Source organism: Enterocloster citroniae (assembly GCF_040545455.1).
Taxonomy (GTDB): Bacteria; Bacillota; Clostridia; order Lachnospirales; family Lachnospiraceae; genus Enterocloster; species Enterocloster citroniae.
Genome location: NZ_JBEPLZ010000002.1, coordinates 122,574 through 148,686, shown reverse-complemented (window position 1 = coordinate 148,686; position 26,113 = coordinate 122,574). Strand labels below are relative to the sequence as shown.

Sequence of the window (26,113 nt, the reverse complement as noted above, 5' to 3'; positions counted from 1 at the left end):
TTTCACTCCTTTAAATCGACTTATAAAGCTTTACATACTTCTTCTTCATTTCAGCAGTATTATAAATATTCAACACATCCTGATATGCTCGCTCAGGCAATTCTTTCGGAAAGATCTTCATTGCAGCTTTAATTCTTTTTGCATACTCTTCAGCTTTTTCACATACATATCCATTTACGCCATCTTTGATGACACTCTTATTTCCCATGGTATTACTAACAAGAATTAATTTCTTTATGTACATATTCTCTATCAGGCTCATAGCAATTGCTTCACCGAGGCTACACAAGATAAAGACATCTGCTCCCTTTGCAATTGCAAGCGCTTCTTTACGAGGTTTCCAACCAGTCACCTCTATATTCGGAGCAATGAGCAGATTTTCAAGTTCACCATTACCAATCCATACAAACCTTGCTTCTGGCACTAATTCTGCAATTTTATTGAAGACCTGAGGTTGCTTCTGCACACAGGCTCTTCCTAAAGTAAAAACTGTAAACTTTTCATTTTTTTCCGGCTCAATACCGTTAAGAGAAGCGGACAAATCAGCCAAATCAATTCCGGTCTCAATATATGCCGTTCTCTTACACAGTGTTTTAGCCACTTCATCTTCACTTTCACAACAAGTTAGGGTTATGAAATTCATTCTCCCTAAAATCTTCTCCATCCATTTATATATCACACTCTTTTTGTCGGATCCCATCAAAATGTGGGCATAGCCATGAGGTGTATAAACAATCGTATTATTCTTTCCTTTAAATGCTAATCTCCCTATTCCGCCTGCAATAGAAGAATGCAAATGAATAATATCCGGTTTAACCCTCCTCTCGATTGCTCTAAGTTCTTTTATCACCTTGATATCATTCGGAATATTCGTTAGTCCTTTTACACTAAAACTGTTTACTTGAATCAAGCAAACTCGCTTATCTAAAAGCTCTTTATAGTTTCGTGGTGTTTGCGGACGAAGTGAATAAGCTAAAAAAACATCAAAATCATTGCACATATCATTACACAACTGGGAAACGTAAGTGAAAACACCACCGCCAAATGCCTCACACACCATCAGTATTTTTTTCATATAACATTATCTCCTTTATTATTCTGAAAATAGCCAGCCAGGATAGTAGACTCGATGATCATAATGGTATTTGGGTTATAATCCATAACGAGTACGATTGCATTCTCTACCACAAATATTTCAACGTGTTGAATGGAATTATCATAATTGAAAGAAACAACCACGATTTCAGAATCCGCAAATACATGTGCTTCCTTATATTCATATTGGATTAGAGCATCTGTTGTTAACCATCTCAACCTGAGACTCTGTTAATATACGCAGTTGCGATTTGGGGGCTGCTGTGACGAAAAACTGCCAGGTTATATGAAAATAGCCTATATTAGCGACTGCAATCGTATCTATATGTTTTTTAATGATATTGCCCTTCTTGTACAAACAAAGTTCGGTGGAGAAAGTTCCCATAATTCCGCATTTTTCAGCCGAACATCGCAATAACCATCCTTAAAGTCAGTGAACTTCTCAAACCAAATATATGTAAACAGACGCATCGCTCGGTTTGAACCTATATATACTGCATCACCTGCTAAACCCCCTGTTGTGTTCTGTAAATTAATCCAACTTACTTTATGTACCATCTGCTTTTGGTATTATGATTTCTTCTAACAAAAGTTCCTAATATGTACCCAAATTGTTTCGTCTATCATCAATGTCATTCTATATTTTGTGATTATCATTCGTGTCATTGCTTCATTCGCACAGGTTTGTATCTATTCCAATAGGTTGACCTTGAAAGCCGCATAAAAGCATATTATCGTCAATTGATAATCTCATTTACCATTATCACATAACCTTAAATGTGTACTAAGGTTTTATAATGATAGTTACATATCCCTAATTCTCATCGATAGCGCTTTTCGCTATCAGAGATGCTATCTCATAAAATCATTTCTAATCTTATTCCCGCCCCAGAATATTTCCCCGCCCATTCTCCTCCAAATAATTGTTATTATTTGCACCAACCACCCTCACAAATCCCCACAACCATTCCCCCGCACCCTCTACATAGACCCCTTCTTATCAAAAACCACCCATACCGTCTTAAACAAGGTCCTTATATCCAGCCCAATACTCCAATCCGTAATATAGTCCCTATCCAGCTGGACGACTTCCTCAAAGTCCGTTATCTCGCTTCTTCCGCTCACCTGCCACATTCCGGTGATCCCTGGCTTAATACTCAGCCTGGCTCGGTGATGCAGGTCGTACTTCTCCCATTCATCCACGGTGGGGGGCCTGGTGCCTACCAGGCTCATATCACCCTTTAGCACATTCCAGAACTGGGGAAACTCATCAATGGAGTATTTTCTGATAAAGTTCCCAATTCCCTTTGCTCCGCCAATGATCCGGGGATCGTTCTCTATTTTAAACATCATCCCGCCCTGTACGCGGTTCTGACTCATTAATTCCTTTTTGCGCTCCTCAGCATCCATATACATGCTTCGGAATTTATATAATTTAAACTTTTTTCCGTTCTTTCCGATCCGGACCTGGGAAAAGAATATTGGTCCCGGCGACTGGACGTAGATGCAGGGCGCCACTATAACAAACAGCAGGCCTGTTAATACACATCCTACGATCCCTCCCGCGATATCCATGGCCCGTTTGAAAAACGCCTGTCTCCATGAAGCCATGTTGATGCTGCTGGTCAGCACCGTATAGGTTCCCAAGCGCTCCACGTGCTGGATCTGGCCTTTCAGCCTTCCCATCTCGATCAGCTTCAAATGAACGGTAACTCCCATGTCTATAAAGCAGTCCATCAGCTCCTGGGGCAGCGGCATCTTCTTGGGAAGATTGACAAATACCTCGTCCACCCACTCCCGGCACACATACTCGGCAACGGAATCGCTGTTAGCAACAACTTCCACACCATTGATACTCTGTCCGGCCCAATCCGCATCCAGTAACGTGACGCCCACAATGCGGAAACACTCATAATTGTTCTGGCGGATATTCTCAACCGCTTCCTCCACCATATCCTTGGATGTGAGGATCAAAAGGGAACGCTTTCCCTTTCCTCCATCTCCCCTTGTAAGAAGATATCTCTTCCAGAGAATCCTTGCTCCGTAGGAAAACACGGCATAGAATACCCCGGTCATTACCAATGTGATCCTGGAGTATTCCTCCCCCTGCTGAGTAGCAAACAGATAAAAGGCGGCAATAAGGACCACCAGGCATACATGCTTGACAGCCGAAATCAGTTCCTTAAAATAGCCTCGTTTCAGCACATTCTTAAAGCTCTCGCCAAAAAATGTAACAAATATCTGAATGAACAGAAATACAAACACCATGTTGCGGTACAACTGGCTTTCGTATGGCCAGTGAAGCCCATGACGCACAAAATACGCTGCAACATATGCAAGCTGCAGACACAACGCATCTATCAAAGTAAAATCCAGATGCTTCATCCAGCCCTTATCCGCTTTTCGATACATTTTTTCCCACCACTCTTTTCCTCAAACCCCTGCTCCCTGTCCTATCCCTGTAGAACCGGGTACACGGCTTTATCAGTCATGTACCCCGGCCTGCATTTCTTCAATGCTTTTAGTTCTTGTAAACTACGGATAATGTGCCAGATCCTGGAACATTAACAGCTACGGTCTTGGTAACCGGGTCCACCTTAAGGGCTGGAATCAGCTGCCACTGGCCGGTAGCGTTGTCGTAGAACAGTACCTGTACGTTAGCCAGGTTATCAACCAGGTTTGGAACATACAGGGATACTTCTACTGCACCTGTCTTAACAGCGCCTGTGTTTGCATCCATGGTAACAATGGCATGGGTGCCTGTCAGTGCGTTGTATCCGGTCAGGTCAAGGTTCTGTACAGCTTCTGTTAATGGCTTACCTGCATTGATATTGTTGATTGCAGATACTACATTCTCAGGAAGACCTACTGTTGCTGCTGTGCTTGCAGCAAATCCAACTGCTGTGTCGCCGATTACGGCCTGTCCCTTGGAGTTGGTTGTTACCTGCTGGCCTGTTGTGGTCACAGTGTCTACTGCAACACCGATCGTGCTGCCTGCTGGGCTTGCACTGGTGGTTGCTCCTGTGGTCTTGACGCCAGAGGGTGATACAGTTACTGTGGTGTTGGAACTGTTGGTTGTAGTGTTGGTTGTAGTTGTTGCAACAGAACCGGAATCAAGTCCGATGCTGCCGTCACTGGATGAACTTCCTGCTGCAAATGCCCATACCGGCTGTGAAGCCAGGGCTGCTGCCAGAACCAACGCTGCTACGTATTTCTTTTTCATATCCTTCACCTCTCCTTTCTTCTCTCCTAAAGAGTTTTTTATATTCAATAAACAGCATGTTTCCACACTGGATATTGCGCCTTTGTGTTTCCCGCTTATCACTTGCCTGATTCTTGCTTCCCGCAACTTACTCAAGCTCGCGGTAAAACAGTTCCAATATAACCGGGGTCAATGCATCTTTGTCCGCATAGAACTCATCATATCTTGGGGTTACTACCCCCTCACCCGGAACCGTGTAGAAATCTTCATCACTTAGCTTTCCATTCCCCACTGCATCCATTGCAATCTTGAGATACTGGTCTTTGGCCATATTGGTCACCATGTAGTCCTGGACCTTGTCGAACAGCCTGACCACCAGTCCGTTGTCGTGGGAAGCCCCCTTTTGTACGGTTTCAAAAAAGCTTTTGATATACTGCTGCTGCTGGTCCATGCGGAACAATGCCGAATGGTCCACATGGATATCCCTGAACCGGACAAATATCTCCGCCTGCTTTCCTTTAAGGGTTACTGTTTCCCCTTTGATCAGGGCCGGATCCCGTTTCTCCATCCCATCTGTCTCTATGGTCACGGCAACGCCCCCCACCTCGTCATTGAGCATTGAAATGGCGCTGGTATCAGCTGCCAGGTACCACTCTATTTTCAGGCCTCCAAGAAGCCCTGATACCGCCTCCACCATGTATTCACAGCTCTTTTCCCTGCCATCGCCGTATGCGTAGGCCAGGTTCAGGTGCTGCAGGTCCTTGCCCAGCTCATTGCCGCTTAGATCTGTCAGGGTAATATCTGTCATGGTGTCCCTGGGGATCATAAGTATTTTCAGTGTGTTGCGCACCGTGTCCTGGGCAATGAGGAACAGTCCATCGGCCTGTCCTCCGAATCCGGTGGTGGTCTTTTCTGTCATCTCGCCGGCCCGGTCCACACCCATGCACAGAATGGCTTTTACATAGCTGTTGCGCCTGTATTTCCTGCCGTTGTATGTAACGATATCGCCGCTGAACAGGTATGTGTCGTTCTGACCCCCTGACTGTCCCCCGGACTGGTTTGCAGACTGGGCAGCGTAGTTCCTGGCCGCAATCTCTGCTTCTATGGCTTTTCTCTGCCGGTACAGTCCGATGCCTGCCCAGATAAAAGCCACAATAGCCAGTGCCGCGATCCCGATTCCAATGCGGTAAACGGTAGTTCTATGGTTTCTCAGCCAACTCATGCCTCTGCCTTCTCGTATTTTTCATATTTCCCGTATTTTCCATATTTGCCGTACTTGGAGTATTTTCCATATTTACCGTAACGGCTGTAGTATTTGCTGTAATAACCGTTCCGCTCCATGCTCACTTTGTTGAGCACGACTCCCAGGATACGGCAGCCGCTCTTTTCCAGCTGTCCTTTTACCCTTTGCTCCAAACGGTAGCTGATGCAGCCGCTTTCCACCACCATCACGGCACCATCGCACTGTCTGGCCACAATGGCCCCATCGATCAGGTTTGCCATGGGCGGGGTATCTATGATCACGTAATCGTATGTCTTTTTCAGTTCCTGGACCATCTGTTCAAACAGATCCTCCTCCAGAAGCTCCGCCGGATTAGGTGAATACGGTCCCGCGAATACCATGCTCAGGTTCTCCACATTTGTATCATAGAGCACGTCCGCCAGCATTTTCTGGCCGCTTAGATACTGGGACAGTCCATAAACCTCCGTCTCCAGCTGGTACCTGGATACCAGTACGGATTTTCTTATATCCGCATCAATCATCACTACCTTTTTCCCGATCTGGGCAAGGGAGGCGGCCATTGCAAATGTGATGTCGCTCTTTCCCTCATCGGGAAGGGAGCTGGTCAGCATAATGGTCCTGATACCGTTTCCGCAAAACTGTATATTGGTCCTCAGGGTCTTGATCGCCTCATTGTAGTGATAATCGTCCTTCATATCCCTGTTTAATGTTATGATCTGTTTCATGACGCTCTACCGCCCTTCTTTTTCCTTGATTTTCCAGTTCCCGTCTTGGGCTTTGACTTTCCCGAGATCATGGCTTCCTTGTCCTCAGGCTTTTCCCCTTCTCTCTCAGGCACGGAAGCCAGGACGGAGAGTCCCAGATACTTGGTTACGTCCTCCTCGGTACGGATGGTGTCGTTCATCACTACCTGGACCGTGATCAGGCCGCAGATCAGCACCGCACCCAGCAAGCCGCCGATCAATGCATTCTTGGCATTGCTGGGGCTGGATTTAAGGACAGGCACCTCGCCCTCCTCAATGAGTTTGGGCGGAACCATTTCCATGATATCTCCAATGTAGTCTGACGACACGGTTGCGATCTTGTCCGCGATCATCTTTGCCATGTTGGGATCCGGGTCTTCCACGGAAATGGAAAGGATACGCGTATCCTGGGGATTGTCAATGGTGACCTTTTCTTTCAAATCTTTGTATGTAAGGCCCAGTTCCATCTCATCGATCACCTGGTTTAACACCCTGCGGCTGGTGACGATTATCTTATAATCCTTGGTCAGCTGGCTGCCGATCTGCAGATCTGCCAGTGAAGTCAGCGTGGTCTCCTTGGAAAGGATGTAGACCATGGCTGTGGATTTGAACTGCGGTGTAAGGACAAACTTGCTGAACGCCCCTGCAACGCCTCCAAACAGCACGATAACGCCCAATATGATCCATATCCGGCGCCGGAACTCCCTCAGCAGTTCCAAGAGGTCGATCTCTATCTCGTCATCATCAAAATTCTTTTCCATACCTATCCCTATTCTCCTGTTTTTCTTTTTTGTAGTATTTTGTCCGCATTGCTGCTAACCAGGGCTCTTACCTCATGTTCGCCCATATGTTTTTCCAGCCACCGGAGGGATTCCTCCATGTCCGGCTTCCTGTAATCCATTCGGTGCATGTCTGTGCCAAGCATATGGATTCTGCCCTCCGCCACCTGTCTGCGGCACCACCGCACATCCCGGTTCCATATGCCGTTTCCCTCCAGGCTGCTGTAATTCATCTGAAGCCTGCAGCCGCATTGGATCAACTCTTCCACCCCGTCCCCTTCCCTCAGGCAGAAATAGCGCTCCACGTGGGCGATCACGGGTATGTATCTGGCCATGGTCATTTTCCTGACCGCCTGGTACAGGCTGTGGTAGGACACCTGGGGATCAAACTCCACCAACACATACCTGGTGTTCTCCAAGGTCAGAGCCTTTCCCTGCTTTAGGTTTTCCACCAGACCTTCATGGAAATATGTTTCCTGTCCCAAACCTGTCTTAAAATCCGGCGCGATCCTGCCTGCCTCCTCTGACAGCCTTTCAGCCAGCTCATATATCTGGGGCGGCAGCCCCCTTCTGGAATAGTGGGGCGTGGCTATGATACAGCGCGTTCCCTGTTGATAAGCCGCCTCCAGCATCCTCCTGCTCTCGTCCCAATCCCTTGATCCATCATCGATTCCCGGCAGGATATGGGTGTGTATGTCAATGATTCCTGTCATGTCACTTCAACACTCCGTTGTATTTTCGGTACAGATTCTTCAGATAAGGCAATGTGTCCTCTGCCCAGGAATATTCAGGCATGTAGCTTCCTGAAAATAGGGTTCCATAATCGGGATTTCCCTCTATAAACTCATAAAAATCACAGACAAATAACTCCGTGTCCACCGCATAGCTCCCCCTCTTCTTGATCAGTATCTTCTCGATCCCGTACTCTTCCAAGCTCCTGCGTAAACGGTGGTAGATAACCCTCAGATTATTCTTGGCTGTTTTTTCTTCCACATTTTCATACAGTAAATACGTCATCTGGGATAAGGATACGCTGCTTCCACGCTTTTCCACCAAAACCGCCAGCATCTCCTTTGCCTTGCTGCTGGGAAAATAAATCAGTTTGCCATTTACATAAACATCAAAGCCGTCAAAGGTCTTGACAAATATCCTCTCATTTTTCACCACCGACATCAGCGTTATTACTCCCGTTATTTCCAGCCGCATAGTACTGTTCTCTGTAAGGATATACCACCTAATTGCTTTCAGTTTCGTTACAGAACCGTTTCAATTATACGCGGCATGTAATTTTTTGTAGTTTTCTGGAAATATTGGGTATAATTTGTTAATTACACACATATAAAAAAAGAAGCTATCTTTTCAGACTGCTTCTTCTTTCTTTCCGGAAAACCTAATATTTTATTATTATTTACCTTTCTAAACATTTGATTCAGAATTTTCCTAAAATTCCTCCTCAAAATAATCCCTCATAAGACTTGACAGAGTTACCTCCGCCCAGCTGTACTCCGGCATATATTCACCTGCAAAGTAATTAGATGCGCCTTCTACCTGTCGCACCATATCATAACTGTCGCAGACAATCTGCTCCTTATTAACGGCATATGTACCTCTTCCCTTTATGACGATCTTCTCAATTCCGTACTTCTTAAGAGTTTGCTTCAGTCTGTGCCATGCCAGATGGACAGCCTGTTTGGCCGCTGCCTCATCCCGCTCTCCTTCTGATAGAACTCCTGCCAGATGGGCCAGCGTAACCGCTTTACCTCTCCAGTCCACAAGCACTGCCAGTAGCTCCTTGGCCTTACTGCTGGAAAAGTATATCAGCTCTCCCCTATAATACAGATCAAAGCCGCCAAAGGTTTTTACATATACTTTGTCCATATTAATATCAAACATGATGCATACTCACCTTTTATCCCACGTCTTAGGGACCAAGCGTCCCTTTATCTCCTCGCAGGGCCTCCCTGGCCCCTACCTATATGTTAACATAAACGACCAGCTAATTCCAGTAATATAACCCTAAATCCCGGAAATTTCCCCCTCCTTATTTTACATATAAATTATAATTTTTCAACATTTTTATGTACTTTCTCAAAAAGTTCCGTTAGCTTCCATTTACTGGGATTTTATAGTGAAAAAGAGGGCGCCGTATTTGGCACGGCGCCCTCTTTTTCACTATGGTGAATCCTAAACTCTTATATCTCAAGATGCCGTCCAAGCTTCCTCAGGGCTTTGTCCGTTAACCGCATCCATCGATCTGATCCAATTAAATCTTCTTTTCTATTTTCCAACTACCTTGTAGGTTTCTTCAACAATCCGCTCCATGGCATTGAGGATATTTTCATACCCCGTACATCTGCACAGGTGCCCGGATATGAGTTTTCGCAGTTCCTCACGGTTATACCGCTTTCCGGTCCCTACTATCTCCACAGCCGACATGATCAGCCCGGGCGTACAGAACCCGCACTGCACGGCTGCTTCCTCTATAAATGCCTTCTGTATGGGGCTCAGCTCCCCGTTAGGCCCCTTTAGGCCCTCCACGGTCATAATGCGCCGTCCCTGCGCCCACATGGTCAGGTAAATGCAGCTGTCTATGGCCTCACCGTCAACCAACACGGTACAGGCACCGCACTCCCCCACCTCGCAGCCCTTTTTTACACTGGTCAGGCCCAGGCGGTTCCTCAATGTGTCCAGAAGGGATTCCCTTGGATCCACTGCCAACTCCACTTCTTTCCCATTGACGGTCATCTGCACAATATTAAGCATCCCATTCACCTCCTGCATTGATCACGGCCTGCTTCACAGCCCTTTTTCCCAGTTCCTCCACCAGCTGCAGGCGGAATTCCTTGGAAGCCCTCCAGCTGGAACGCGGACTTACTTCACTGAGAGCTCCTTTTCCCACCTTCTCAGCCAGGGCATCCCCCGTCTCCATACCGATCACGGATTGCTCCGTCTCACGGCACCGGATGGGTGTGGGAGCTGCCACGCCATATCCCAGGCGCAGATCCTCAATGTGCTTTTTGTCCTCACTCAGCTTTACGGTCACGGCACAGCCCAGGGTAGCGATCTCCATTGCCCCCCTCTTTCCATATTTAATATAGTGGCCGCCGTAGCCTTCATAGTTTTCCTTCTTTATTTTAATTGAGGTCAGAAGCTCATCATGCGCCCTCACCGTTCTGCCGGGTCCGGTATACCATTCACTGATAGGCACTTCCCTGACGCCTGCCGGTCCCGTAAGGACCAGAATGGCATCCAGGCAGCAAAGGCTGCTTGCGCTGTCGGCGCTGGTCACTCCGTTGCACACATTTCCGCCCACGGTTCCGATGTTGCGCAGCTGGGGGCCTCCTACCATATCCACTGCATCCCCCAGGATCGGAATATACTCCTGGATGATCTTATTGTTTGTAATATGGGAAAAGGTAGTGGCCGGGCCGATGACAATGGTACCGTCCTCCTCCATGGAAATGCCTTCCAGTTCCCTGATCCCATGTATGCTCACCAGGGAACAGCCTGCCAGCTTTCCTTCCCTGATCTTAATCAGTACATCGCTGCCTCCTGAGATCACAACCGCATCCGGGTCAGCAGAGAGAGCGCGCACTGCATCATCTATATCCTTTGCCTGGTAATATTTTTCAATATCATACATGCCTTACACCGCCCTTTCTATATTAATCCTGCTGCCTTAAAATGCTCCACCATTTTCTGGGGATCAAGGGGCAGAGAGTCCACTGCTACTCCGGTGGCATGAAGCACCGCATTGCGCACGGCCGGGGCAACCGGAATGGCCGGCGGCTCTCCCAGCGCCTTGTTGCCAAAGGGGCCTGTGGGATCGTCCAGCTCCACAAACAGGGCATTCAGATCCGGGGTGTCCATGGAGGTGGGCAGTTTATAATCCAGCAGGTTGTCATTTAACGGCCTTCCCTTTGCATCAAAGAGCAGCTGTTCGCTGAGCCCGTATCCCAGGCCCATGCTCATGCCGCCGTGTACCTGGGCAGCTGCCAGCTTGGGGTTAATGAGCGTCCCGCTGTCGTGGACATTAACAATGTTGGTCACTTTTACTTTGCCTAACGGCATATCTACTTCCACCTCGGCAAAGCACACACCTGTGGCAAAGGTGTTGATCTTGCAGTGGCTGGTGGCCTCCGCCGTGATGTGCACGGAACGGTCCAGGCTGTAAAACGCCGTGGTTGCCAGTTCTTCCATGGAAAGAAGCTGCTGTCTTGTCTCCTGATCCACCACATAGTTTGCCTCTATATCCAGTGTGTCCTGAGGTCTGCCCAGCATGTAGGCGCCGTAGTCCAGGATCTTTTCCTTCAGGACCGCGCCGGTCTTTTTCACTGCCATGCCGCTTACATAGGTCTGTCTGGAGGCATAGGCTCCTGTGTCAAAGGGTGTTATATCCGTGTCCTGGGTGGACATGATATTGACCTTATCCTCTGTGATACCGGTCACCTCCGCCGCCATCTGGGTAAACACAGTGTCGGCTCCCTGGCCGATCTCCGTGGCTCCCATCTGAAGCTGCATGGAACCGTCCTGATTCAGTATCATACGGCATGCCGCTGTTTCCAGGGAAATGGGGTAGACTCCTGTCTTATAACAGAAGATTGCCATTCCGATTCCTTTTCTCACAGGTCCTGTCTGGTTTTCATATTCTTTGCGTTTCTCATCCCAGCGGATAAACTCCCGGCCCTTTTCCATACAAGCTTCCAGGCCGTATGAATTACATTTTACATGGGTGTGGGGATCCTCGTATCCCGCCTGCATGCAGTTCTTTTTCCTGAACTCCAAGGGGTCCATGTGCAGGGCCAGGGCCAGGTCATCCGCCATGCACTCTGCTGCAAACGCCGCCTGGGGAATGCCGTATCCTCTCATGGCGCCGCCCGTGGTAATGTTGGTGTAAACAGTGTAGGCATCGGACTCCAGCACTTTTTCATCCCTGTATATCTGCTTAAATTCATTGGATGAGTTGGCCACGATCGCATGGGCGTGGGATGCATATCCTCCCTGGTTGGAATAAGCTTCCAGTTTCCTGGCCACCAGTGTCCCGTCCTTTCTGGCCGCTGCCTTTACCTTAAGTTCAATGGCATGGCGCACACGGGTACATCCCAGGGTTTCCTCCCTGGACAGTTCCAGCCTTACGCCCCTGCCTCCCACCTGTGTGGTGAGAAATGCATTCAGCGGCTCATAGAGCACATCCTGCTTATTGCCAAATCCGCCGCCGATGTACGGCTTGATAACACGGATCCTGCCCATGGGCAGCCCCAGCGCCTGGCTGATCACCCGGCGCACGATATGGGGGATCTGGGTGGAGGTTGTGACAATGATCCTGTCATTCTCCATGTAAGCAAATGAAACCGGGGTCTCAATATGGCAGTGCTGCACGCTCTGGGTCCTGTAGTCCTTATCAATGACCACCAGCCCTTCCTCTTTTACAGCCTCCTCGTAGGTCCCCTCTCCCACCTTAAACGCGGAATGGGCGATCACATTTCCCGGCTTTTCATCATGAAGGCGGGCGGCTCCCTCTGCCATGGCTGCTTCCACTGTGAGCAGGGGCTCATACTCCTCATACTCCGCCTTTACCTTGCGCGCTGCCCTGGCGGCCGCTATCTCATCCTCTGCTATGACAGCGGCAATATCATCCCCGTACACCCTTACCCGGGTGTTCAGAAGCTTCCTGTCGGCAATATCCTGATGGGCTGTTTCCACGGACCACGGATGGCCCGGGGTCGGGAATTGGATATCCGGCACATCAAAGCATGTGACGATCTTCACCACCCCCGGAACTGCAAGCGCTTCCTTCAGGTCAAAGCTTTTTACCACGCCGTTGGCAATGGTGCTGTGCACCACCTTGGCCACCAGAAGCCCCTTCGGCTCTAAGTCAGCCGTATACCTGGCATTACCGGTAACCTTATCCTTTGCATCAACGCGGGTCATGTTATTACCAATTCCCATTCCATCCTCCTCCTTGCATTGAGCACTTAGCGCCTGTATTTTGGGCGCTTATGTGCGAAAGCACTTCGCCATACTTTGCGAGGTCTCTTCAAGCTTAGTATGGCTGAAGTTTCCTTTGCTGCACTTGGCGCCTGTATTATAGGCGCTTATGTGCGAAAGCACTTCGCCATACTTTGCGTAACATTAAATCAGTACATATTTCAGAACAAACAGCACGGCCAGAACGTACATCAGCAGGCTGATCTTCTTCTCTTTTGCATGGCCGGTAGCCAGGTTGATCACTACGTAAGAGATAACGCCCATTGCAATACCTTCGGAAATACTGTACATAAACGGCATTGCGATGATTGCGATATAGCTTGGGATTGCCTCTGTGAAATCATTAAAATCAATTTTCAGTATGGATGACACCATCAGGAAGCCTACTATGATCAGAGCCGGAGCCGTTGCAAAGGACGGAATGGCTAGGAAGATAGGTGACAGGAACAGGGACAGTCCAAAGAACAGGGCTGCTACCACGGATGTAAGACCGGTCCTTCCGCCTTCAGCAACACCGGATGCGCTCTCCACAAAGGTGGTGGTGGTGGATGTGCCGAATACCGCGCCTAAGGATGTACCAACCGCATCCGCCATCAGGGCACCTTTGATCTTCGGAAGCTTTCCGTCTTTATCCAGCATATCTGCCTTGGAAGCCACGCCGATCAGGGTTCCCAGTGTATCGAACATATCCACAAACAGGAACGCGAACATGATGGTGATAAAGTTAAAGGACAGGATTCCTGAGAAATCCATCTTAAAGAAGGTTGGCGCCATGCTCTGGATGCCGAATCCGCTGGAAAAGTCCGGCAGTACGCTGAACATTCCCAGATCTGCGTTTGGCTGGTACAGTCCCGTAACCTCACAGATGATGCCCAACAGCCAGGTAATCAGGATTCCCCAAAGGATATTTCCCTTTACATTCTTAACCACCAGTATACCTGTGATCAGCACGCCGACCAGTGCCAGGAGGACCGTAATCCCCACTGAACTGAATGTTCCTGCTTCCAGGGAACCCTTGAAGGAGAACACGGAAACAAGGGTTGCGCTCTCCACTACGATCTTTGCGTTCTGAAGGCCGATGAAAGCGATAAAGAGTCCGATACCTGCGGAAACCGCATGTTTTAAGTTCATTGGTATTGCGTTAAAGATTGCTTCACGGACACTGGTCAATGACAGGGCGATGAAAATAAGGCCTTCAACAAATACGGCTGCCAGGGCCATTTCCCATGAATAACCCATCTGAAGCACTACGGTGTATGCAAAGTATGCGTTAAGTCCCATACCTGGTGCAAGTACAAAGGGATAGTTTGCAAAAGCTGCCATTAACAAGGTTGCAATCAGGGACGCCAGGGCGGTTGCGGTAAAGACCGCGCCCCGGTCCATTCCGGTCGCACTTAAGATGTTTGGATTAACTGCCAGTATGTAAGCCATTGTCATGAAAGTGGTGATTCCTGCGATAATCTCTGTCTTTACATCGGTGTGATTTTCTTTTAGGTGAAATACTCTTTCTAAGAAACCCTGCTCTGCCTTGTTCTCCATACTTCATACCTCCTTGATTTGAATACCTATAGTTTCACTTCTATAATAAAGAACGTTTTCCCCTATTCGTTCTCTTTACACATATTCAGTTTTAATGGAACGGTACAGTGTTAGATCGTGCCTAGAAAACATTGCTTCCCGACACATACTTTGCATCAATATGGCGCTCATCTGAAAGATAGATAAAACGCTCCAGCCGTTCCTTAACACCTAATGGCTGGGGATGCTTAAGGCTCTGGTCATTAAGAACCACTGCATCAAACTCATATCCTTCCTCAAAGCTTCCCACCTTTCCAAAGAAGGCTCCGCCTCCCACGGTTCCCAGGTAGAACGCCTCCTCCACAGTAAGCGGCTTCAGGCTTTCATCCACCAGCCTCCAGCGAAGTTTTGACACCTGGACGGCATCTGCCATGGCCCGGAATATGGATTCCCCTACGCCTCCGGCCACATCCGTGCCAAGTCCCACCCTGATCCCCTGGTCCAGATAAGTCCTGACCGGCGCAATCCCCGATGACAGGTTGGTGTTGGACTGGGGACAATGGGCAACAAACACGCCGTTATCCCGCATCCGGCTCACTTCCTCATGGGACGGCCACACACAGTGGGCCATAATGGTTCTTACCCCATTTCCAAAGAGTCCGAAATGGTCATATGCATCACCGTAAAACTCAGACCATGGGCAAAGCTCCTGAACCCATGAAATCTCCCCCCGGTTTTCGGACAGATGGGACTGCATGGGCAGGTCGTACCTGGCCTGGATCTCTTTCAGGCGTTCCATGAGTTCATCTGAACAGGTGGGAATAAAGCGGGGTGTGAGGATAGGCATTGTGTTCTTATACCTGCCCTCAATGTCCTCCAGCCATCTGATCGTTTCTTCCGCTGATGCCTCCGGCCCTTCTTCCACCAGGAAATCCGGGCTGTTGCGGTCCATATTCACCTTTCCCACCATGGTCTTTAATCCTGTTTCCTCCATCAGGTCCATGAGTATTTCCGTGGCATCCCTGTGAAGGGTGGCAAATATACATGCCCTTGTTGTCGCGCTGCGCTTCATGTTATCCGCAAATATGGAATATGCTTTTTTTGCATATTCATTGTCTTTGTACTTAGCTTCCTCCGGGAATGTCCGTGTGTTCAGCCATTCCAGCAGTTCAAGATCCATGCCCAATCCCCTGAATGAATACTGTGGCGCATGGAGATGCAGGTCCACAAGTCCCGGCACGATCAGCCGGTCTCCATAATCTGTCAGGGGTAATGCTGCATACATCTCAGGAAGCTCTCTGTACACTCCGGCTGACCTGCCATCCATACATACCGCATACCCCTGCTCTGCTATCTTAAGGGTCTGGGCATCCTGGCTGTAGCAGATATTGCCTTTTAATACAAAATTCTCTGCCATATGCTCCTCCTGTTCTGGATTGCGTGCGGTTTTGCTGTCCGCACACATACTTGTATCCACCTGACCAGCGGCAGGCCCGGGCTTTTATATGATTTTTTACATACAAAAAAACCACCGCTGTGCCTAAGGTTTCACAACTGTCTGTCCCCAGTGCCCCGGGCAGTACCAGATGTGAAAACTTATAGTCAACTATTACGGTAGTTGGTAGAAACGCTCAACCTATTTTGAGCATATATAAGTTTTGAATACTTATACGTCTATTTAGTTGTATCATCTTCTGACACTTTGAGTCTATCACAATAGACAACTGGATGTCAATACGCCGCCACTTTTTTGTGCATTTTCTACATTTTGAATAAATTTTCTGATAAATCTTTGAATAAAACAGAAAATCTTTGTTAATTGTCGATATTCTCAAAAAAGTATAACGATTCCTTTTTCTAACAACAACTTGTCCCGTGTGATCAGCTTATATCGCTGTTCAGGCCGCACCGATATGGTATTTGCACATCTTCTTAGGCCAGTTTACAAGAAGCAATTAGGGATCAATCGTGTTGCAGGGTGGCGTTGGCCTTCATTCTACATAGGATGGAGGTGATGTCTATGAAACATTTCGATTTTAAAGACCTTATGGCTTTTGGAATGTTTATTTTAGCATTGCTGACATTCATTTATTTGATTTGTCACTAGCTTAACATAGAAAAACCACCCCAAAACTTGACCGGTTGGAGGGTGGTTTTTCTATACTCATAATCAGGTCACCCCCTTGTGGGCGGTTGTTCCTCTTTATGTCTATATCATAACAGATTTCAGCTATCTATTTAAGAATTTTTTACAGTTTGTAGTTTTGCCTTACCATAACCCTTTGGCTTTCTTCGCCATATCAATACTGCATTTCTACAGCGCATCTTCCAGCCTTTTTATTTTATCCCGTTCCCCGATCACCACCAGGGTATCTCCTTCCGCCAGGGTATAATCCGGGGTGATATCCGTGGTAAGCCATCCGCCGCGGCTGATGGCAATGATATTTACGCCGTAGCGGTTGCGAAGCTGTGCTTCCAGGACCGTCTGTCCGGCCAGCCGGGAGGTAAGCTTAAATTCCGAAATATCAATGTTATGGTCCAGTTCAAAGAGATTAAATACCCTTTTGGAAATAAGGCGTTTTGCAAGGCGCAGGGCCATATCCTTTTCCGGATACACCACCTGGGCTCCGATCTTTTCAAGTATTTCTCCCTGTTCCGGGCTATTGGCCTTGGCCACCACCTGGGGGACCCCCAGATTGATCACATTCAGGGTCGTAAGGATGCTCACATCCACCTTATCCCCGATACAGACCACCACCACGTCACAGTTCTGGATCCCGGTTTCCCTGAGGGTCTCCTTCTGCAAATCCTTTACCACATATGCATGCTCGGTAAAATTGCGGATCTGCCTGACCTTTTCCTCATTGCAGTCCAGAACCATGATCTCCTTTCCGGCTTCCGCCAGCGTAGACGCCAGGGCGCTTCCAAAGCGGCCTAATCCGATAATTCCATATGACAGTTCTTCTGCCTGTTTACGTGCCATCATTACTTTCCTCCTCGTTATGAGCACTTAGGGACCGTACCTTGGTCCCTTACGTGCGATGCATGTCATCTCCACTTGGCGCGGTCTTCCACAAGCCTAGTGGAGTGGCTCGCTATGAGCACTTAGGGACCGTACTTTGGTCCCTTACGTGCGATATGGGACTCATCCGATGGATATGCTTCCCTCAGGGAAGGATACGGATGTATCCGGCTTAAAAATCCAGATAGTGACAATTGTCAATGGTCCAAGCCTTCCGATGTACATGATCAGGACCTCCAACAGCTTGCTTAAGGGGCTCAGCCCGGGTGTGATGCCGGTGGACAGTCCCACGGTGCCAAAGGCGGATGTGATCTCCAGCATGATGTCCTCAAAGGGAAGCCCCGGTTCCAGCACACACATGCACAGAATACCGGAGATCACCACCAGGGATGACAGGGCTGTCACGATCGCGGCTTTATAAAAGGCCTCCTGGGGTATCTTGTAGTGAAATGCATGGGGCTGGGTGTTGGTGGCAGCTCCCTTTATGGTGTGGAACAGAGTAAACAAGGTGCTGGTCTTGATCCCGCCTCCTGTGGACCCAGGTGATGCACCGATAAACATCAGCACAGTAACGGTCAAAAGTCCCGCCGTGGTAAAATCACTTAAGGGAAATGTGGTAAATCCCGCTGTTCTGGCTGAAACACTGGTAAAAAAAGCGCCCAGCCATGTGATGTCCTCTGTGAGCCGCAGCAGCACGGTCCCCACTGCCAGCAGGATCAGAGTAGTGACGATCACTGCTTTGGAATGAAGACAGAGTTTTTTAAATGAACGTTTTCCCGCAATGTCCATGATTACCAGGAATCCCAGGCCGCCAAATATAATAAGGCCGGAGGTGGTAAGGTTTAACAGGATATTATCTTTATACCCTGTCAGATTCTGAAGCCCTCCCAGAATGTCAAAGCCTGAATTGTTAAATGCAGCCACCGAATGGAACAGGCTGATCCCCAGAGCCTTTAAAGGGGGATAATCCCTGGAAAACACAAGATAGCTGAGAACAGCGCCCGCCCCCTCAAAACACAGGGTGGTCTTTAGTACATTCTTTACAATGCATACGATCCCTTTTCCCGAATCCAGGTTCATGGCCTCTTTTATCAGCAGACGTTCCTTCAGGTTCACCCTGCGTCCAAGTGCCAGGATCACGCCCACTCCCACGGATGTCACTCCCAGACCGCCGACCTGTATCAGAAAGGCGACAATGGCCTGACCCAGGGCCGTGTACGTGTCCGCGGTGTCCACTGCGATCAGTCCGGTTACACATACTGCGCTGGTGGATGTAAACAGGGCGTCCACATAATGAAGATTGACCCCCGGCTTCACGCACACGGGCAGCATTAAGAGAAATGACCCAGTCAGGATCACTGCCATAAAGCCCAATGCTATGATCCTGGCAGGGGTTTGTTTTTCTATGGATTTCATATCATCAACTCCTCCTGTTGGCTAAAGCTTATCACGGAAGGCATAAAACAGGTATAATGGAAAGGGCCAGCCTATAAAGATTATGTAAAGAAATATCCAAATCCCTGTTGATTGCCTGGGGATTGTGCTATAATTATTTCAGTGTACTCTCGGAGTTTCCTGGTACTCAGATTTGCGAGATGATTTTTTGTCGGTTGTACATAAATTTATGAGGCGTACACGGTGTGTACATTGAATCAATTTATGTGCGGCTGGCGGGAAATCAGCCGCAAAGATGGGTGCCGCGGAGACTCCGAGAGTACACTTCACTGTAAAGGAGGCATTTGATCCATGAAGTTACTACATATTGGGCACACGCTCAAGCATACCAGATGCACGGACACCATGATCACGGTTTCTGTGCTGGCGCTGTCAACAGCCTTAGGGTTCCTGTTTGAGGAGATGGGCCTGCCGCAGACTAATATCATTACCGTATATATCCTGGGTGTCCTGGTTGTGGCCGCCCTTACCGCCAGCCGGTGGTACAGCACAGCCGCTTCCCTTGCCAGCATCCTTTTGTTCAACTATATCTTCACAGAGCCCATGTTTGCGTTTAAAGCAGATGATGCGGGCACGCAGCTTACACTGCTGATCACATTCCTGGCCGCTGTTTTTACCAGCTCCTACGCGGTCCAGATCAAGGAAAATGCCCGCATATCCAGACAGGATGCCTACCGCTCCGGCGTGATCCTGGACACCAGCCAGATGCTTCAAAAGGCCGGAAACCAGGAGGATATTCTGAGAACTGCGGCCATCCAGCTGAACAAACTTTTAAAACGGGACATTGCCTGCTTTCAGGCGGATGCACGCGGACTGTGTTCCCCTGTGGGATTTACGGAATTCTCAGAACATCCCGACAGCCGCGGACCTTCTCCTGAGACCCTGGAGGAAATGACCGCTGCCAGGAAGTGCTATATGGGGCACTGCGAGACAGGAGCTACCACACAGATCCTGTCCACCGCCGCGTTCCACTATCTTCCGGTAAAAAGCTGCGACCTGGTGTACGCAGTAATGGGGATCCGGGTTGGCCTTGTGGTTCCTGACGACTTTGAGAACAGCCTGGCCATTGCGATCCTGAACCAGTGCGCCACAGCCCTTGAAAAGGAATACATCTCCCGCAAAAGGGAGGAGGAGGCAGCCATGGCCCAGGCAGAGCAGTTCCGAAGCAATCTGCTGCGCTCCATTTCCCATGATCTGCGCACCCCTCTTACCAGCATTTCCGGCAACGCCGGGGTCCTTATGAATGACGCGGACAGCCTAGACCATGAGCACAGGCAGCGTATATATAAGGATATCCATGATGATTCCATGTGGCTTATCAGCCTGGTGGAAAATCTGCTCTCCATTACCAGGGTAGAGGGCGGGGCTGTACAGCTGCACATGGAGACTGAACTGTTGGAGGAGATCATCGATGAAGCCATGCGCCATATTCACAGGCGCCATGAAAGCCGCAAGGTCCGGGTGACCCAGGAGGGAGATTATATCCTGGTCAGTGTGGACGCCCAACTCATCATCCAGGTGGTCACCAACCTGGTGGATAACGCCATCAAATATACCCCTGAAAACTCTGATATTACGGTGAAAAGTTATCAGAGGGGAAATTGTGCTATTATTGAAGTTACGGATAACGGTCCGGGAATACCGGATGATTCCAAAGAAAAGATTTTCCAGATGTTCTATACCACAGGCTACAAATCTGCTGACGGAAAACGCGGCATGGGCCTGGGGCTGCCCCTGTGCAGGGCGATCCTGAATGCACACAAGGGAACCATTGAGGTTCTGGATCACACGCCTTCCGGAAGCATATTCCGGATCACATTACCTGCTGAGGAGGTTTCCATCCATGAATAAAACCGGAATATTGATCATAGAAGATGACAAAGCGATCAAGAACCTGATCGCCACCACCCTGGAGATGCACGATTACCACTATATGTGGGCTGACAAGGGGGAGCAGGGAATCCTGAGCGCGGCTTCCCAGCGGCCCGATATTATACTACTGGACCTGGGGCTGCCTGATATGGACGGGGTGGATGTAATTAAGAAAATCCGTTCCTGGTCCAAGATCCCCATTATCGTCATCAGCGCCAGAAGCGAGGATGACGACAAGATAGCTGCCCTGGACGCTGGTGCGGATGATTATCTCACCAAACCCTTCTCAGTGGATGAGCTGCTGGCCAGGCTTCGCACTACCCAAAGGCGGCTCAGCTATATGCAGAGCCTGAAGGAGGATCAGTCCTCCACCTTTATCAACGGAGGCCTGATTATCGACTATGCGGCCGGCTATGCCACCCTGGACGGTGAAGAGCTCCACCTGACCCCATACGAATACAAACTCCTGTGCCTCCTGGCCCACAATGTAGGCAAGGTCCTGACCCATTCCTATATCACCAGGGAAATCTGGGGCGCTGCCTGGGAGGGGGATGTGGCCTCCCTGCGGGTATTTATGGCTTCGCTTAGGAAGAAAATCGAGAGAACCCCGTCACAGCCCCAGTACATACAGACCCACGTGGGAGTCGGATACCGGATGCTCAGGCAGTGACGGAGCATCCGGCAGAATTCAGTTAGTGGCCATCAATCCCTTCACCGCCCAGTCATACATATCCATGGCCTGCTGAAAATTCACATCTGCCTGGGCCTTGGCTGCCGCCCCGTCCAGATAGGATGATCTGGCTTCCAGGTATTCCTGTCTGGAGAGCATGCCCAGGTCCATCTTGTTGGAAGCGGCCTTCCACTCTGCCTCCCGGGCTGCCTGGGCCGTTACAGCGCTCTGCCACATGGTGCGTCCGGCCAGAACATTTTGGTACAGTGTATCCATCTGGCCGTACATGGTTGCTTCGCCCTCCTCTATTGTCCGTTGGCGGACATGGTGCTCTTTAATGGTTCCGCCGGAAGAGCTGCCCCTCTGCTGTCTCAGTTCGTAGTTATTCCCAAGGGCTCTCCACTTATCCGCCTCCAGGGTGATCCCATCCACACGGCTCTGATCCGGAGCGGGTAACATGCCGATCTGGACCTGGGAATCCCCGGGATATCCCGTAACCATCAGAAGTTCCTTCCTGACACGCTCCATATCATCCTGAAGGGACTGTACCTTGTTGGCTGCCGCTGTTGCTGCCTTTCCCGCCTCATCCGCCGCTGCCTGGGATACCATTCCAAGGCCGGCCTGACGCATTGCTTTCTCGTATTTCCCCTGCATAAGCTCGGCTTCTGCAAGGGCGCCTTCCTGCTCTGCCCTGAGACTGTGGTAAGTCCCCATAAGGCTCTGGGCGGTCCATATCATGGTATCTTCCATCCTGCGCAGGGACATGGTGCTGGAACTTCCCTTGGCTGAGCGGATCTGCTTATCCATATCCTTTGCAGCCTCCTCCAGGACCTTTGCCTGGGTCCTGTAATTGCTTGCCCCATCGGAATCCCCATTTTTCTCCATATCCTCCGCTTCCTCCCGCAGGCGGCGTCTTGTTTCCATCATCTCTTCCCTTGCGGATTCATAACGTCCCAGCCTGGTTTCATACAGGGTCCGCTCCATCTGGACCTGGGGAGAATAGGTTTTTACCAACTCCGGCAAATCGCTGTACTGGATGACCTGGGCTCCCCAGGCCGTCTGGCCACTACTGCTCACAGCCCCTGCCGCGGAAAATGCCAGGCAGGCGCTCATCAATGCCGGAACGATTCGTCTGATCCTGACCATATCATGCTCCCTCCGTCTGCGCCAGTCCATTCACAGCCCACCGGTAATCCTCCATGGCCTGTCTGAACCTGAGTCCGGCCACATCATTTGAAGACTGTTTGGATGCCAGCCCGTCCCGCTGCTGCAGGTACTCGTTTCTGGAAATAGTGCCAAGGCTGTAGCGGCGTTCAGCTGCCTGGGCATTTCTCACCGCCAGCTCCAGCTCCCCCCGTGTCTGGTCATAGTCTGCCTGAGCCTGTTTTAAAAGCTTATACTTGGCTTCCACATCCGCCTCAATCTGCCGGCGTCCGCTTTCTACCTTGCGCTCCATCACATCATACTGGTTTCCCACACCGGTATATTTCAGGCGGCGTTCGTTGGCCGCCTGGGTATAATTGGTGGTTTTGGCTCTTTCCTTATCAGCTGCCAGATCAATGGAATCCACCTCACCGGAATCAGGTACAACGATCTCCTGAATATCCGGCCGGGCATCATAGCTCCAGCCCGTCATAACGCACAGTTCCCTGCGGAGGGCGTCCATCTCCTTTTCATTGGTCTGGATTGCCGCCTGGGCTGCTTCCGCCTTCTCCTGGGCGGACAGAAGCTCAGCCTGGGTCACCATGCCCTGGCCTGCTTTCACTGCCGCTGACTGATACTGGGAAAGGGCTGTGGCTGCCGCTTCCTCAAGGGCGGGCATTGCTTTAAATTTCTGCCAATAGGAGTTCATCTTGGCCTGGGCTTCCTTTACAAGGGATGCCTCCTGCCTGTCATATTCCAGTTTCTTTACATAGCCGTCTTCGTTCTGGGAATCCGCCATGTCCTGGTTCTGCTCGGCCTGAAGCCGGGCGCCGATCGCACCCGCCGCCATACTGCCGTATCCAGGCTGGTCCTCGTCCGTGGCGTCCATCATCTTATCACTGGAATCGTAAAGCTTATCCGCCATGTCCTGATAGGCATTTTTCATATCGTCATGGTCCTTGCCCCTGTACTCGTCATACTCTATCCTGTTATTGATCACAGTCACATTATACTCATGAATCAGGTCCGCCAATTCATCATATTCCAGCACATTGTCGCGAAGGGACGCCCACTTTTCCCCAGTATAGGCAAACTCCGGACTGGCCCAGGCAGTAAACGGTGCCGCTGCACTGACGGACACCGCCAGAAACATGGCGCCAAGACAGGTGCCATGATGTCTCAGGCGCGCCCGGATCCTCCTTTTGTCCTTCCTGCTGTTATCTATCATTAACAAACCTCTTTTCTAATAAAAACCTTTCTTCTGTTACCTTCCTGTTACTCATAGCGCAGCGCGTCAATGGGGTCTGACTTAGCTGCCTTGGACGCGGGATAAAGTCCAAAGAAAATACCCACCACCGCTGAAAAGGATACGGCCACAAGGATGACTCCCGGCTTTATAATGACCGGCATTCCCAGTGCCAGGCCTCCCAGGGACACAAGCCCCACGCCCATGACCACGCCTATGATCCCGCCGCAGGCCGACAGGATTGCCGACTCTGTGAGAAACTGGATCAGCACATCCTGCGTCCTGGCTCCCAGGGCCTTTCTGATACCGATCTCCCTGGTCCGCTCCGTAACGGATACCAGCATGATATTCATGATGCCGATGCCGCCTACCAGAAGGGAAATGGCTGCAATACCGCCAACTGCCATGGACAGGCCTCCCATCATGGCATCCACCGAGGTCATCTCCTGCATGGCCGTGTACATGTACATATCCTCCGCCTGCCTGCCGTGCATCTTGGCCGCATATGCCTTAAACTGTTCAAAGAACTGGTCCAGGTTCACATCATCCTTGGCATATACGTGAAGCTGGTAGAAATAGTCATTGGGCCAGGTGAGAAGGGTATATGGTATGAACGCAGCCCCTTTATCGCTGTTGCTGCCGCCCATCATCAGTGCCTGGAAGGCATTGACATTCTTCCGGTACACGCCCACCACTGTAAAATCCTCCGTGCTGCCGTATATGGTGGTGCGGAATGATTTTCCCACTGCATTCTCTATGCCAAAGAGCTTCAGGGCGCTGTCCGTGTCCATGACCGCATTTTTCTTCCTGCCAAGTATATCTCCCTCATTCAGATACCGGCCGTAAACCATGTTCACCGGCTGTACATCCTGGTAATTATAGTCAATCCCCTGAAACTCAAACTTGATCTTGGTACGCTTGTAACTGGCGTCAGCGCTGGTATAGGCGCTGCTGTCAATGTAAGCGACTTCATCTTTGAATGCCTCCCTGGCCCGCTCCATCTCATCTAATGTAAAATAATCGCTCTGCCTTACATCATCCAGCCAGTAACCAACGGATACATATGCCTGGGTAATGCCCACGTCCTTGTACAGGTCTGCAAAAAGCCCTCTCATGGTATCCCCAATGGATACAATGGATATAACAGAACCAATACCGATTATAATGCCCAGCATGGTGAGGGCGGAACGCATCTTGTTTGCGCGGATGGCGGAAAATGCCATCTTCATATTCTCAATCAGCATCCTCTGCCTCCTTTCCGGAGCCGCAGGCACGCGTTCCATGGAAATCGTCCCCATGGACATTCAGCGTGTCGCTCTGTATCTGCCCATCGCTGAACCGGATAACCCGGTCCGCAAATGCGGCTATGTCTTCCTCATGGGTAACCACCACCACGGTGGCCCCTTCCTGGTGCAGCTGGCTGAACAGCTCCATGATCTCAATGGAGGAAGCCGTATCCAGGTTGCCTGTTGGCTCATCAGCCAGGATCAGGGGCGGTTCGTTGGCCAAAGCCCTTGCAATGGCCACCCTCTGCCTCTGTCCTCCTGAGAGCTCGTTGGGCATATGGTCCTGTCTTGTCCCCAGGCCCACCCGTTCCAGCAGCATTCCGGCCCTCTGGAGACGCTTTGCCTTTGGTACCCTGGCATAAGTCATGGGCAGCTCCACATTTTTAAGAGCCGATGTCCTGGAAATCAGGTTAAAGGACTGGAACACAAACCCTATCTTCCGGTTCCTGATATCGGACAGCTCATCCGGTGTCATCTCCGCCACATCCACGCCATCCAGGTAATAATGTCCCAGCGTAGGGCGGTCCAGGCACCCCAGAATATTCATAAGGGTGGATTTTCCAGAACCGGAATGCCCCATAATGGCCACAAACTCGCCCCGGTCTATGGTGAGGTTGATCTTCTTAAGTCCCAGAACCTTGATGGCTCCGGTATCATATATCTTTACCAGGTTTTCCAGCTTGAGCAGGGGACCGTCCCCGGCCTCCTGGTGCGGGGCATGAAGGGGAAGGAGCAGCCGCCTGAGCCAGGCCGGGTGTATGTGCGGCGCCAGGCGGAAAGTGATTTTTTTATATGTATATCCCTGGGTAAATCCCTTTTGAAAGCCCTGTTTTATTTTGTCTATTTTCATT

The 26,113-nt window shown here is 49.9% G+C and carries 22 protein-coding genes and 1 riboswitch; of the genes, 2 read left to right on the top strand and 20 right to left on the bottom strand.

Going from position 1 to position 26,113, the window contains the following annotated elements; translation table 11 throughout:
• Nucleotides 1–10: 10 nt before the first annotated feature.
• From ABID13_RS02685 to ABID13_RS02610, 16 genes are all read right to left on the bottom strand, one after another.
• Nucleotides 11–1,075, bottom strand: coding sequence for a glycosyltransferase (locus tag ABID13_RS02685; RefSeq protein ID WP_048929832.1), 1,065 nt, complete (start codon nucleotides 1,073–1,075; stop codon nucleotides 11–13).
• Nucleotides 1,076–2,076: 1,001 nt separating this feature from the next.
• Nucleotides 2,077–3,507 (bottom strand): sugar transferase, encoded by a 1,431-nt coding sequence (locus tag ABID13_RS02680; RefSeq protein ID WP_048929849.1) that lies wholly within the window; start codon nucleotides 3,505–3,507, stop codon nucleotides 2,077–2,079.
• 109 nt (nucleotides 3,508–3,616) lie between these two features.
• On the bottom strand, nucleotides 3,617–4,318 hold the full coding sequence (locus ABID13_RS02675; protein WP_007860730.1) for a hypothetical protein: 702 nt from the start codon (nucleotides 4,316–4,318) through the stop codon (nucleotides 3,617–3,619).
• 127 nt (nucleotides 4,319–4,445) lie between these two features.
• Nucleotides 4,446–5,519, bottom strand: a complete 1,074-nt coding sequence (locus ABID13_RS02670) for an LCP family protein (RefSeq protein ID WP_045092866.1) — start codon at nucleotides 5,517–5,519, stop codon at nucleotides 4,446–4,448.
• Complete coding sequence (locus ABID13_RS02665; protein ID WP_048929850.1) at nucleotides 5,516–6,265, bottom strand: CpsD/CapB family tyrosine-protein kinase; 750 nt, start codon at nucleotides 6,263–6,265, stop codon at nucleotides 5,516–5,518. The genes ABID13_RS02670 and ABID13_RS02665 overlap by 4 nt, the downstream gene beginning before the upstream one ends.
• Entirely contained in the window at nucleotides 6,262–7,044 is a 783-nt protein-coding gene (locus ABID13_RS02660) for a YveK family protein (RefSeq protein ID WP_007860734.1), read from the bottom strand. Before ABID13_RS02660 ends, ABID13_RS02665 begins: the two co-directional genes overlap by 4 nt.
• An 8-nt stretch (nucleotides 7,045–7,052) precedes the next feature.
• A complete protein-coding gene (locus ABID13_RS02655; RefSeq protein WP_007860735.1) occupies nucleotides 7,053–7,775 on the bottom strand; it encodes a CpsB/CapC family capsule biosynthesis tyrosine phosphatase in 723 nt (240 codons plus the stop codon).
• Nucleotide 7,776: 1 nt separating this feature from the next.
• Nucleotides 7,777–8,268 (bottom strand): AfsR/SARP family transcriptional regulator, encoded by a 492-nt coding sequence (locus ABID13_RS02650; RefSeq protein WP_007860736.1) that lies wholly within the window; start codon nucleotides 8,266–8,268, stop codon nucleotides 7,777–7,779.
• 234 nt (nucleotides 8,269–8,502) lie between these two features.
• The gene (locus ABID13_RS02645; RefSeq protein WP_007860737.1) at nucleotides 8,503–8,955 is read right to left on the bottom strand and encodes a hypothetical protein; all 453 of its coding nucleotides are present in this window, start codon (nucleotides 8,953–8,955) and stop codon (nucleotides 8,503–8,505) included.
• A gap of 384 nt (nucleotides 8,956–9,339) precedes the next feature.
• Nucleotides 9,340–9,825: a xanthine dehydrogenase subunit XdhC gene (gene xdhC / locus ABID13_RS02640; protein WP_040415158.1), complete on the bottom strand. Its 486-nt coding sequence runs from the start codon at nucleotides 9,823–9,825 to the stop codon at nucleotides 9,340–9,342.
• Nucleotides 9,818–10,705 carry a xanthine dehydrogenase subunit XdhB gene (xdhB, locus tag ABID13_RS02635; protein WP_048929851.1) on the bottom strand — a complete coding sequence of 296 codons (888 nt, stop codon included), beginning with the start codon at nucleotides 10,703–10,705 and terminating at the stop codon, nucleotides 9,818–9,820. The genes xdhC and xdhB overlap by 8 nt, the downstream gene beginning before the upstream one ends.
• A 17-nt stretch (nucleotides 10,706–10,722) precedes the next feature.
• Entirely contained in the window at nucleotides 10,723–13,011 is a 2,289-nt protein-coding gene (gene xdhA / locus ABID13_RS02630; RefSeq protein WP_048929852.1) for a xanthine dehydrogenase subunit XdhA, read from the bottom strand.
• Between the two features lie 183 nt (nucleotides 13,012–13,194).
• The gene (locus ABID13_RS02625; RefSeq protein WP_045092863.1) at nucleotides 13,195–14,589 is read right to left on the bottom strand and encodes an NCS2 family permease; all 1,395 of its coding nucleotides are present in this window, start codon (nucleotides 14,587–14,589) and stop codon (nucleotides 13,195–13,197) included.
• A gap of 121 nt (nucleotides 14,590–14,710) precedes the next feature.
• Nucleotides 14,711–15,985 (bottom strand): amidohydrolase family protein, encoded by a 1,275-nt coding sequence (locus ABID13_RS02620; RefSeq protein ID WP_045092924.1) that lies wholly within the window; start codon nucleotides 15,983–15,985, stop codon nucleotides 14,711–14,713.
• 162 nt (nucleotides 15,986–16,147) lie between these two features.
• Nucleotides 16,148–16,243: riboswitch (purine riboswitch) on the bottom strand.
• Between the two features lie 639 nt (nucleotides 16,244–16,882).
• Nucleotides 16,883–17,551, bottom strand: coding sequence for a potassium channel family protein (locus ABID13_RS02615; protein WP_040415718.1), 669 nt, complete (start codon nucleotides 17,549–17,551; stop codon nucleotides 16,883–16,885).
• Between the two features lie 162 nt (nucleotides 17,552–17,713).
• Nucleotides 17,714–19,006 carry a TrkH family potassium uptake protein gene (locus ABID13_RS02610; RefSeq protein ID WP_007860750.1) on the bottom strand — a complete coding sequence of 431 codons (1,293 nt, stop codon included), beginning with the start codon at nucleotides 19,004–19,006 and terminating at the stop codon, nucleotides 17,714–17,716.
• A gap of 330 nt (nucleotides 19,007–19,336) precedes the next feature.
• Between ABID13_RS02610 and ABID13_RS02605 the strand changes: the two genes are divergently transcribed.
• Nucleotides 19,337–20,896: an ATP-binding protein gene (locus ABID13_RS02605; RefSeq protein ID WP_007860751.1), complete on the top strand. Its 1,560-nt coding sequence runs from the start codon at nucleotides 19,337–19,339 to the stop codon at nucleotides 20,894–20,896.
• A complete protein-coding gene (locus tag ABID13_RS02600) occupies nucleotides 20,889–21,587 on the top strand; it encodes a response regulator (RefSeq protein WP_007860752.1) in 699 nt (232 codons plus the stop codon). The genes ABID13_RS02605 and ABID13_RS02600 overlap by 8 nt, the downstream gene beginning before the upstream one ends.
• An 18-nt stretch (nucleotides 21,588–21,605) precedes the next feature.
• Here ABID13_RS02600 and ABID13_RS02595 read toward each other — a convergent pair whose 3' ends face one another.
• Genes ABID13_RS02595 through ABID13_RS02580 form a run of 4 tightly spaced genes read right to left on the bottom strand, consistent with a single transcriptional unit; the run spans nucleotide 21,606 to nucleotide 26,112 of the window.
• Nucleotides 21,606–22,733, bottom strand: a complete 1,128-nt coding sequence (locus tag ABID13_RS02595; RefSeq protein ID WP_053095350.1) for a hypothetical protein — start codon at nucleotides 22,731–22,733, stop codon at nucleotides 21,606–21,608.
• A gap of 1 nt (nucleotide 22,734) precedes the next feature.
• On the bottom strand, nucleotides 22,735–23,958 hold the full coding sequence (locus tag ABID13_RS02590) for a TolC family protein (protein WP_048929853.1): 1,224 nt from the start codon (nucleotides 23,956–23,958) through the stop codon (nucleotides 22,735–22,737).
• Nucleotides 23,959–24,005: 47 nt separating this feature from the next.
• On the bottom strand, nucleotides 24,006–25,220 hold the full coding sequence (locus ABID13_RS02585) for an ABC transporter permease (protein ID WP_045092861.1): 1,215 nt from the start codon (nucleotides 25,218–25,220) through the stop codon (nucleotides 24,006–24,008).
• A complete protein-coding gene (locus ABID13_RS02580) occupies nucleotides 25,210–26,112 on the bottom strand; it encodes an ABC transporter ATP-binding protein (RefSeq protein ID WP_007860758.1) in 903 nt (300 codons plus the stop codon). The genes ABID13_RS02585 and ABID13_RS02580 overlap by 11 nt, the downstream gene beginning before the upstream one ends.
• Nucleotide 26,113 lies beyond the last annotated feature (1 nt).

What these genes read in the sequence shown, in the direction of transcription:
- ABID13_RS02650 (WP_007860736.1), bottom strand. Translation starts at nt 8,268, where the DNA reads ATGCGGCTGGAAATAACGGGAGTAATAACGCTGATGTCGGTGGTGAAA.
- ABID13_RS02605 (WP_007860751.1), top strand. Translation starts at nt 19,337, where the DNA reads ATGAAGTTACTACATATTGGGCACACGCTCAAGCATACCAGATGCACG.
- xdhC (WP_040415158.1), bottom strand. Translation starts at nt 9,825, where the DNA reads ATGCTTAATATTGTGCAGATGACCGTCAATGGGAAAGAAGTGGAGTTG.
- ABID13_RS02615 (WP_040415718.1), bottom strand. Translation starts at nt 17,551, where the DNA reads ATGGCACGTAAACAGGCAGAAGAACTGTCATATGGAATTATCGGATTA.
- ABID13_RS02680 (WP_048929849.1), bottom strand. Translation starts at nt 3,507, where the DNA reads ATGTATCGAAAAGCGGATAAGGGCTGGATGAAGCATCTGGATTTTACT.
- ABID13_RS02645 (WP_007860737.1), bottom strand. Translation starts at nt 8,955, where the DNA reads ATGTTTGATATTAATATGGACAAAGTATATGTAAAAACCTTTGGCGGC.
- ABID13_RS02665 (WP_048929850.1), bottom strand. Translation starts at nt 6,265, where the DNA reads ATGAAACAGATCATAACATTAAACAGGGATATGAAGGACGATTATCAC.
- ABID13_RS02625 (WP_045092863.1), bottom strand. Translation starts at nt 14,589, where the DNA reads ATGGAGAACAAGGCAGAGCAGGGTTTCTTAGAAAGAGTATTTCACCTA.
- ABID13_RS02580 (WP_007860758.1), bottom strand. Translation starts at nt 26,112, where the DNA reads ATGAAAATAGACAAAATAAAACAGGGCTTTCAAAAGGGATTTACCCAG.
- ABID13_RS02655 (WP_007860735.1), bottom strand. Translation starts at nt 7,775, where the DNA reads ATGACAGGAATCATTGACATACACACCCATATCCTGCCGGGAATCGAT.
- ABID13_RS02685 (WP_048929832.1), bottom strand. Translation starts at nt 1,075, where the DNA reads ATGAAAAAAATACTGATGGTGTGTGAGGCATTTGGCGGTGGTGTTTTC.
- xdhB (WP_048929851.1), bottom strand. Translation starts at nt 10,705, where the DNA reads ATGTATGATATTGAAAAATATTACCAGGCAAAGGATATAGATGATGCA.
- ABID13_RS02610 (WP_007860750.1), bottom strand. Translation starts at nt 19,006, where the DNA reads ATGAAATCCATAGAAAAACAAACCCCTGCCAGGATCATAGCATTGGGC.
- ABID13_RS02595 (WP_053095350.1), bottom strand. Translation starts at nt 22,733, where the DNA reads ATGGTCAGGATCAGACGAATCGTTCCGGCATTGATGAGCGCCTGCCTG.
- ABID13_RS02585 (WP_045092861.1), bottom strand. Translation starts at nt 25,220, where the DNA reads ATGCTGATTGAGAATATGAAGATGGCATTTTCCGCCATCCGCGCAAAC.
- xdhA (WP_048929852.1), bottom strand. Translation starts at nt 13,011, where the DNA reads ATGGGAATTGGTAATAACATGACCCGCGTTGATGCAAAGGATAAGGTT.
- ABID13_RS02670 (WP_045092866.1), bottom strand. Translation starts at nt 5,519, where the DNA reads ATGAGTTGGCTGAGAAACCATAGAACTACCGTTTACCGCATTGGAATC.
- ABID13_RS02660 (WP_007860734.1), bottom strand. Translation starts at nt 7,044, where the DNA reads ATGGAAAAGAATTTTGATGATGACGAGATAGAGATCGACCTCTTGGAA.
- ABID13_RS02600 (WP_007860752.1), top strand. Translation starts at nt 20,889, where the DNA reads ATGAATAAAACCGGAATATTGATCATAGAAGATGACAAAGCGATCAAG.
- ABID13_RS02590 (WP_048929853.1), bottom strand. Translation starts at nt 23,958, where the DNA reads ATGATAGATAACAGCAGGAAGGACAAAAGGAGGATCCGGGCGCGCCTG.
- ABID13_RS02620 (WP_045092924.1), bottom strand. Translation starts at nt 15,985, where the DNA reads ATGGCAGAGAATTTTGTATTAAAAGGCAATATCTGCTACAGCCAGGAT.
- ABID13_RS02675 (WP_007860730.1), bottom strand. Translation starts at nt 4,318, where the DNA reads ATGAAAAAGAAATACGTAGCAGCGTTGGTTCTGGCAGCAGCCCTGGCT.